Raw genomic sequence first — 6284 nt, forward strand, 5'->3', positions numbered from 1 at the left:
GGAAGGCGACCGGCCAGGAGCCGTCCGCGTGCCCGAGCGGGGTCCCGTCCGGCACCAGCCCGGCACCGGCGATCCACGCGCGCAACGCGCCCACGTCGTCCAGGCGTTCGCCGGGATGCCGGGTGGCGAGCAGGTCCAGGCACACCCGTCCGGCATCGAACCGCAGCGGGTACGCGGGCGTGCCTCCACCGAGTGCCATGTGCCAGTCACCGCCTAGGCAGAAACCGCGCACAGGCGTACGCCCCCGCGCGCGGACGGCATGCGGGACCACCGCGTCCCGCCTCCTCCACAGTGCCCGGCGGGGGGTGGGGCCGGAAGCCCTCGTGCGGGGAACGGGGCGCCCGCCACGGTCCGGGGCTCCGCGCGCCATGACGGAACTCCGCGCCGGGCCGCCAAGACGGCGTTGTCCGGCCGGTCGCCCTACGCGTCCGCGTACTTGGTGTCCGCCGCCGGGTCGAGGGCCAGGCGGTAGCCGCGCTTCACCACCGTCTGGATCAGCTTCGGCGCGCCGAGGGCCGTGCGCAGGCGGGCCATCGCCGTCTCCACGGCGTGTTCGTCGCGGCCCGCGCCGGGCAGGGCCTTGAGCAGGTCCGCGCGCGGGACCACCCAGCCGGGGCGGCGGGACAGGGCGCGCATCAGGGACATGCCGGCCGGCGGGACCGGCTTGAGTTCGCCGTCGACCAGGACCGCGTGGCCGCGGATCTCCACCCGGTGCCCGGCGAGGGGCAGCACACGGGCGCGGGCCGGGAGTTCCTGGCACAGCAGCTGCACCAGGGGGCCGAGGCGGAAGCGTTCCGGCTGGACCGTGTCCACCCCGTGGGCCTGGAGGGGCAGCGCGGTGACCGGGCCGACGCAGGCGGGCAGCACGTCGTGGGCCAGCGCGGACAGCAGCTCGCCCAGCAGGCCGCGCTCCTGCGCGCGCGAGAGGAGGGAGGCGGCGGCGGGGGCGCTGGTGAAGGTGAGGGCGTCCAGGCCGCGGCCGACGGCCGTGTCCAGCAGGCGGTCCAGCGGGCCGGTGTCCTCCGGGGGCATCCAGCGGTAGACCGGCACCGGGAGCACCTCCGCCCCGGCGGCCCGCAGCGACTCCACGAAGCCGGGAAGGGGCTCGCCGTGCAGCTGTACGGCGACGCGGCTGCCGTCGACGCCCTCCTCCAGGAGCCGGTCGAGCACCTCGGCCAGGGACTCCGAGGAGGGCGACCACTCCTCGGTGAGGCCCGCCGCCCGGATCGCGCCCTTGACCTTCGGGCCGCGGGCCAGCAGCCGTACCCCGCGCAGCCGGCCCACCAGCTGTTCGCCGAGGCCCCAGCCGTCGGCGGCCTCGACCCAGCCCCGGAAGCCGATGGCGGTCGTGGCCACCACGACGTCCGGCACCCGGTCGATGATCTCCTTCGTGGCGGCGAGCAGTTCGCTGTCGTCGGCGAGTGGCACGATCCGCAGCGCGGGAGCGTGCAGGACGGTGGCGCCGCGCCGCTGGAGCAGGGCGCCCAGCTCCTCGGCCCGGCGCGCGGCGGTGACGCCGACGGTGAACCCGGCGAGGGGTCCGTGCTCGGGTTGCTGCTCTTCCTCGTACATGGGGGCTCTCCTATGTGACCGGCGCGCCGGACGAGCCTGTCAACTGTGCGTGACAGGCTCGGTTCGGCTTCATGTCACCGGTGTTACGTCACACCTCGGCATAGCTGAGCTGGGACTTCTCCTCGGATGCGGACGCCGTGGCCGCAACCCGCCCGATCGGGCGGCGAAGGTATACGGCCCAGGTGACCACGAAGCAGACAGCGTAGAAGCCGAGGAACGCGACGAAGGCACCGGTACCGGAGCCGTAGGAGAGGAAGGACTGGCGGAAGGCCAGGTTGATGCCCACCCCGCCGAGCGCGCCGGTGGCGCCGATCAGTCCCATGGCCGCGCCGGACAGCCGGCGGCCGTGGGCGACGGCCGCCTCGCCCTCGAGTCCCCGGGCCAGGGCCTTGGCCTGGAAGATGCCGGGGATCATCTTGTACGTCGATCCGTTGCCGAGGCCGCTGAGCACGAACAGCACGACGAAGACGGACACGAACAGCGGCAGCGACTTGCGCATCCCGGCCCCGATCAGCACGGCGGTGGCGGCGGCCATGCCGACGTAGTTCCACAGGGTGATGCGGGCGCCGCCGTAGCGGTCGGCGAGCCAGCCGCCGACGGGACGGATCAGGGAGCCGAGCAGCGGGCCGATGAAGGTGAGGTAGGCCGCCTGGAGCGGGGTCCGGCCGAACTGGTTCGTCAGCACCTGGCCGAAGGCGAAGCTGTAGCCGATGAAGGAGCCGAAGGTGCCGACGTAGAGGAAGGCCATGATCCAGGTGTGGCGGTCCCGGGCGGCGTCCTTGGCCGCGCCGGTGTCGTTCCTCACCGCGGCCAGGTTGTCCATGAACAGCGCGGCGAGCACGGCGGCCACCACGATCAGCGGGATGTAGACGCCGAGCAGCACGCGCGGGCCGCCGCCCGCGCCGATGATGGCGAGCGCGACGAGCTGGATGACGGGGACGCCGATGTTGCCGCCGCCCGCGTTGAGCCCGAGCGCCCACCCCTTCTTCCGCAGGGGGAAGAAGGCGTTGATGTTGGTCATGGAGGAGGCGAAGTTGCCGCCGCCGATCCCGGCCAGCAGGCCCACCAGCAGGAACGTGGAGAAGGACGTGCCCGGCTTCATCACCGTGAACGCGGCGATGGTCGGGACGAGCAGCAGGCTCGCCGAGATCACCGTCCAGTTCCGGCCGCCGAAGACGGCCACGGCGAAGGTGTACGGCACCCGGACGACCGCGCCGACCAGGGTCACCACCGAGGTCAGCAGGAACTTGTCGGCGGGGGTCAGCCCGTACTCGGGGCCCATGAACAGCACCAGCACGGACCACAGGGTCCACACCGAGAACCCGATGTGCTCCGACAGCACGGAGAACCACAGGTTCCGGCGGGCGATCCGCTCCCCGCCCGCTTTCCAGAACGCCTCGTCCTCCGGATCCCAGCGCTCGATCCAGCGGCCACGACGGGTTGGGGCTGGGGCTGTCATCACGCCTCCACGATGCTCCGGCTGCTCGGTCTGCCGACCACTGACTCGGTTGACTCGGTCCGAAGGTAGGAAGGGCGCGTTTCCGCACTGTGGCAGCGGGTGACCGGAAGGGAACGTTGCTCTCACTCGGGCGGGGGGTGGCCGGTGAGGGGGCCCGACCTGTCCGTGCGGGTCCCACCCACCTCGAACCACAGCAGCTTCCCCGCGCCCCGCTCCGGCGGGCCGTCCCCGAGCGGCCACCCTCCCCACGCGTCCGCGTAGTGCGGTACGAGCCCCAGCCCGCGCCCGCGCTCGGCGTCCGCCGGGGGCGATGACACCCGGTCCCGGGGCGGCTCCCCGAAGGGCGCGGGGATACTGGGGTGACTGTCCCAGACCCCGACCCGGAGCCGGCCGTCCGCGAGGGCGGTGATCCGCAGGGAGGCGGATCCGCGGGTGTGCCGATAGGCATTGGTGACGAGTTCCGACGTCAACAGCTCGACCGGTTCCAGGACTTCACCTCGGCCATGCCCGCTGAGCACGGCCCGTACGGTCATACGTGCGACGCGTGCCGCGCGGGGATCATGCGGCAGCCGAAGTGCGTACACCCAGGTGTCGGACAGGGATACGGTGCCCATGAAAACCTCCGGGGAGAGAGGGGGATCGGGCTCGCTCAACCGGCTTCGCCGTTCGGTGGCTTCGCCTGGGGAGGTGCGCTTCCGGGGCGGGTTGAGCGGTGTGGGCACTACAGTAGGGCTGAGCGGGAGATGAATCTCCCATTATCGGGAGATGCACCCCTATTTACCTCGTGTGGGTTACGAGTGCGCCGCTTCGCAGCCCGAAAGGACGTGCCTTGCCGCCCATCAACAACCCCACCCTGCGTCAACGGCGCCTCGGTGCCGAGCTGCGCAAACTGCGTGAACGAGCCGGGCTGACGACCACCCAGGCCGCGGCTCAACTGGGCGTCAACCAGGGGAGGGTCAGCATGATCGAGACAGGCCGGAGCGCTCTCAGCGCCGATCGTGTCCGTGCGCTGGCATCCTCTTACGACTGCTCGGACGCGGCCCTGGTCGACGCCCTGGCCGCGATGACCGGCCGCCGGGCGCGGGGCTGGTGGGAGGAGTACCGGGAACATCTCCCGGCCGCGCTGGTGGACCTGGCGGAACTGGAGCACTACGCGACCGGCCTGCGCGTGGCCCTGGCCATGCACATTCCCGCGCTGCTACAGACCACGGACCACGCCCGTGCCCTGTTCCGGGCCGTGGTGCCGGCCATGCGGCAGTACGAGATCGAGCACCGCCTCACGCACCGCATCAAACGGCAGGGCATCCTGCACCGGCACGAGCCGCCCCCGTATGCGGCGATCATCCACGAGTCGGCTCTGCGGATGTGTTTCGGCGGCGCCGACGTCAGGCGCGGTCAGCTCCAGCACCTGCTCGACATGAGCGAACTACCGCATGTCACCGTACGGGTGATCCCCTTCGACACCGAGAACTACCCGAGCACGGGACAGTCCTTCGACTACGTCGAGGGGCAGGTCCCGCAGCTCGACACCGTCCAGTTGGACACCCATCACGGCGGCTGCGGATTCCTCGACTCCGAGGCACAGTTGTGCAAGTACCGTGCCGTGCTGGACCACATGGAGTCCTGCGCACTCGGTGTCGTCGAGTCACGCGACTTCATCCAGAACCTCATCCGGAACATCTGAGAGAGCGACCGTGCACACACTCCACTGGCGGAAGTCCACGTACAGCGGCGACAGCTCGAACTGCGTGGAGACAGCCACCACCCCCACCGCCATCCACATCCGCGACTCCAAGGCCCCCCTGCGCCCGCACCTCACGGTCGCCCCCTCCGCCTGGGCGGCATTCCTCGCGCTCGCGGCGCACGCCGGGTCCCCGGTCGCACCCCGTTGACGATTTCCGGAAGCGGAAACCGGAGCCCCTTGCCGGACGCCCGGCACGGAGAAGTCCGCGCGGGCGCCGGTCCAGGGCGTCTGTGCCGGGGCGTCAGCCCTTGAGCTGGTTCGCGTCGATGACCTGGTCGGCCGGCGGGGCCTTGACGGTCACGGGCTTGTTGAACTCCGAGTACTGGAGGGAGCCGGGCTCCTTGCCGCCCTCGGTCGTCATCTTCAGCGCGTAGGGCTCTCCCTCGGCGGCCACGAGCAGCGTCTGCTTCTCGGCACCGTCCTTGCCCGTGAGCGTCACGGCGCGCGTGCCGTCGACCTCGGTCTCCGGGCCCCGGGTGAGACGGGCGTCGTCCTTGTCCTTCTCGAACATCACACCGGCGTCGCAGAAGGGGAACTCCTCCTCCGCCTCCGCGCCCGAGCCCAGCTTGAACCAGCGTCCCTTGACGAGCTGGGTGAAGGCCTTCGCCTCGTCGGGCGACGAGCCGTCCTCCTTGCCCGTCTGCTGCCAGAACTTCTCGTCGCCCTTCATGTACATCACGCCGCCGGACTTCAGGATCTGGGCGGACCCGCCGTCGCGGACGAGGGTTCCCTGGCAGTCACCCTTGACGGCGACCGCGAAGTCGATGCTCATGTCCGCGCCGTCGACGGTCATGTCGCCCTTGATCTTGAACGTCTTCAGCTTGGTCATGGCCACGCGGGCCTTCTCGGAGATCTGGTCCCCGGTCAGCCCCTCGAACGGCTTGGTGGTGGCGGACGCGGAGGCGGAGGTGCCCTTCTCCTTGCCGTCGGCCTTCTCGTCGTCACCCCCGCACGCGGTGAGCGTCATGGCCGCCGTCGCGCACAGAGCCGCCACGGCCAGAAGATTCCTTTTGGTCACCTCTGCATCTCCTTTGAATTCCCGGTCCGCTGAAGTGACTCGGCGACCGCGCGAAGAGATGCGTCGACCGGTGGGTGATCCGGGTCACGCGGCAGCGAGGAGGCCCGGACAACCCTCTGGAAGTGCTCAAGTGGTTTGGAGGGGGCGCCCCGGCCGCTTCACCATGAGTCGTATGAAGGGTTTCGCGGGATTCGGCAAGAAACAGGACTGTGTGCTCGTCATCCGGGACTCGGCTGTCGTCGTGGAGGCGTTGCGGGAGGCCCTGGACGCGGCGCCGGAGGAGGAGCGGGCCGGGCTGGAGCGGGCCCTCGCCGTGGTCGGGGGTGTCGCCGGGGCGGACGAGGGGGCGCTGCGGGCCGCGTGGGTGCGGGAGCGGCTCGCCGGGGTCGGGTTCGCCGGGGACATCGACTCCGTCGCCGCGATCAAGGCGCTGCGCCAGGCCGAGCCGGACCTGAGTCTGCTCGCGGCCGTCCAGTTGCAGCGGGACGCGG

At 71.1% G+C, this 6284-nt stretch carries 8 protein-coding genes; 3 read left to right on the top strand and 5 right to left on the bottom strand.

Annotated features, from left to right (window positions below; translation table 11 throughout):
• The 4 genes from H5J33_RS19715 to H5J33_RS19730 form a co-directional block, all read right to left on the bottom strand.
• Positions 1–199: ABATE domain-containing protein (locus H5J33_RS19715; RefSeq protein WP_181796250.1), on the bottom strand; the 199-nt coding region annotated here is incomplete at its 3' end.
• A 221-nt stretch (positions 200–420) separates the two neighbouring features.
• A complete protein-coding gene (locus H5J33_RS19720) occupies positions 421–1572 on the bottom strand; it encodes a uroporphyrinogen-III synthase (RefSeq protein WP_181796251.1) in 1152 nt (383 codons plus the stop codon).
• Between the two features lie 88 nt (positions 1573–1660).
• Entirely contained in the window at positions 1661–3031 is a 1371-nt protein-coding gene (locus tag H5J33_RS19725) for a NarK/NasA family nitrate transporter (protein ID WP_181796252.1), read from the bottom strand.
• Positions 3032–3153: 122 nt separating this feature from the next.
• Positions 3154–3645 (bottom strand): ATP-binding protein, encoded by a 492-nt coding sequence (locus H5J33_RS19730; RefSeq protein WP_181796253.1) that lies wholly within the window; start codon positions 3643–3645, stop codon positions 3154–3156.
• A gap of 215 nt (positions 3646–3860) precedes the next feature.
• On the opposite strand from H5J33_RS19730, the gene H5J33_RS19735 reads away from it, so the two are divergent.
• Positions 3861–4715, top strand: a complete 855-nt coding sequence (locus tag H5J33_RS19735) for a helix-turn-helix transcriptional regulator (RefSeq protein WP_181796254.1) — start codon at positions 3861–3863, stop codon at positions 4713–4715.
• Between the two features lie 10 nt (positions 4716–4725).
• Positions 4726–4923, top strand: coding sequence for a DUF397 domain-containing protein (locus tag H5J33_RS19740; protein WP_181796255.1), 198 nt, complete (start codon positions 4726–4728; stop codon positions 4921–4923).
• Positions 4924–5016: 93 nt separating this feature from the next.
• Here the strand turns inward: H5J33_RS19740 and H5J33_RS19745 are convergent, their stop codons facing one another.
• Positions 5017–5793 carry a hypothetical protein gene (locus H5J33_RS19745; RefSeq protein WP_181796256.1) on the bottom strand — a complete coding sequence of 259 codons (777 nt, stop codon included), beginning with the start codon at positions 5791–5793 and terminating at the stop codon, positions 5017–5019.
• 172 nt (positions 5794–5965) lie between these two features.
• Here H5J33_RS19745 and H5J33_RS19750 point away from each other — a divergent pair.
• Positions 5966–6284: hypothetical protein (locus tag H5J33_RS19750; RefSeq protein ID WP_181796257.1), on the top strand; the 319-nt coding region annotated here is incomplete at its 3' end.

The sequence above is a fragment of the Streptomyces sp. WELS2 genome (assembly GCF_013870595.1).
GTDB lineage: Bacteria > Actinomycetota > Actinomycetes > Streptomycetales > Streptomycetaceae > Streptomyces.